Origin of the sequence: Micrococcus sp. Mcc28 (assembly GCF_024519775.1) — a bacterium.
Classification (GTDB): Bacteria; Actinomycetota; Actinomycetes; order Actinomycetales; family Micrococcaceae; genus Micrococcus; species Micrococcus luteus.
In genome coordinates, this window is sequence record NZ_JALJRH010000037.1 from 1 (window position 1) to 1,508 (window position 1,508).

Below are 1,508 nucleotides of genomic sequence, written 5' to 3' on the forward strand. Positions count from 1 at the left end.
CCGCCGTGTACACCCCGGCGGGTCCGGCACCGATGATGGCGATGCGCAACGGGCGGTCAGGGCGAACGGTCACGGTGGGTGGGTCCTTTTCGACGACGGCGGGGCACGCCGGCGGAGCGCGGGGCAAGGCCCGGCACCGGCGCGCGGGATCGACCCCCCAGTCTACCGCCGTGACCGGGAGGAACCTGGGTGAGAGTGCTCACCCGGACCGTACAGTGGTCCGCGTGAGCCCCTCCTCCCCCGCTGTCCGGCCCGGCGTGACCCCCGACGGCGCCGCCCCCGACACCGGCGCCCTGCCCACCGTCTCCCCCGCCCCGGCCGATGACCCGCGTGGGCTGGCCCTCGGCTTCACCGCCTACTTCGTGTGGGGCCTGCTGCCGCTCTACATGGCGGTGCTCGCGCCCGCCGGGGCCCTGGAGATCGTGGTGGTGCGCATCGGCTTCGCCCTGATCTTCTGCCTGCTGCTGCTGACCGTGATGCGCCGCCTGCGCGAGCTGGGGACGGCGCTGGCCACGCCCGGCCGCTGGGGCACCACGGGTCTGGCCGCCGGGATCATCGCGGTGAACTGGCTGCTGTACGCGGTCTCGGTCACCACGGGCAACGTGCTCCAGGCGTCGCTGGGCTACTTCATGAACCCGCTGGTGAATGTCCTGCTCGGCGTGCTCTTCCTCGGGGAGCGGCTGCGGCGGGGCCAGTGGGTGGCCGTCGGGATCGCGGTGGCCGCCGTCGTCGTGATGTCCGCGGCGATGGGGCAGGTGCCGTGGATCGCGCTCGGGCTGGCCACCTCGTTCGGGCTCTACGGCTTCGTGAAGAAGCGCTTCCCCTCCCCCGTGCACGCGGTGACCGCGATGACCGCCGAGACCGTGGTGCTGATCCCCGTGTTCGTGGTGGGCAGCGTGCTGCTGGCGCAGGCCGGGCTGCTCACCACCGTCACCGAGGGGCCCGGCCACTTCTGGCTCATGGCCGGGCTCGGCGTGCTCACCGCCGTTCCGCTCATCCTGTTCTCGGCGGCGGCCCGCTCCCTGACGCTGACCACGCTCGGGATGCTGCAGTACACGGCGCCCATCCTGCAGTTCCTCGTGGCGGTCACGGTCCTCGGCGAGCAGATGCCCGCGGCCCGCTGGGCGGGCTTCGGGCTCATCTGGCTCTCGCTGGCGGTCTTCACCCTCGACCAGCTGAACGCCTCCCGCCTGCAGCGTCGGGCGGTCCGGGCCGGGCAGGGCGCGCACGCCTAGATGTAGGAGGGCATGACGTTGTTGACTCGGGCCGGGGCCAACGAGGCCGGAGGAGCGTCCCCGCAGGAGGTATGAGGCCGATGGTAGTTGTAGTGGTTCACCCACACGGCCAGCGCCTCACGCCGAGCTGTCTCTGAGGTATACGGGCGGGCGTAGAGGACCTCATCGACCATCAGCCGGTTGTACCGTTCGACCTTCCCGTTATGGCGCGGGGTGTAGGGGCGGATCCGGTGGTGCCGGCCCCCGAGCGAGACCACCTTGGCGGTGAAGTCC

At 71.9% G+C, this 1,508-nt stretch carries 2 protein-coding genes; one reads left to right on the forward strand and one right to left on the reverse strand.

Translation table 11 applies throughout. From position 1 onward, the window contains the following. The first annotated feature begins 215 nt into the window (after positions 1 to 215). Positions 216 to 1,235 carry an EamA family transporter RarD gene (rarD, locus tag NR073_RS10985; protein ID WP_044659539.1) on the forward strand — a complete coding sequence of 340 codons (1,020 nt, stop codon included), beginning with the start codon at positions 216 to 218 and terminating at the stop codon, positions 1,233 to 1,235. Here the strand turns inward: rarD and NR073_RS10990 are convergent. After that, positions 1,232 to 1,508: integrase core domain-containing protein (locus NR073_RS10990; protein WP_256748833.1), on the reverse strand; the 277-nt coding region annotated here is incomplete at its 5' end. The genes rarD and NR073_RS10990 overlap by 4 nt on opposite strands.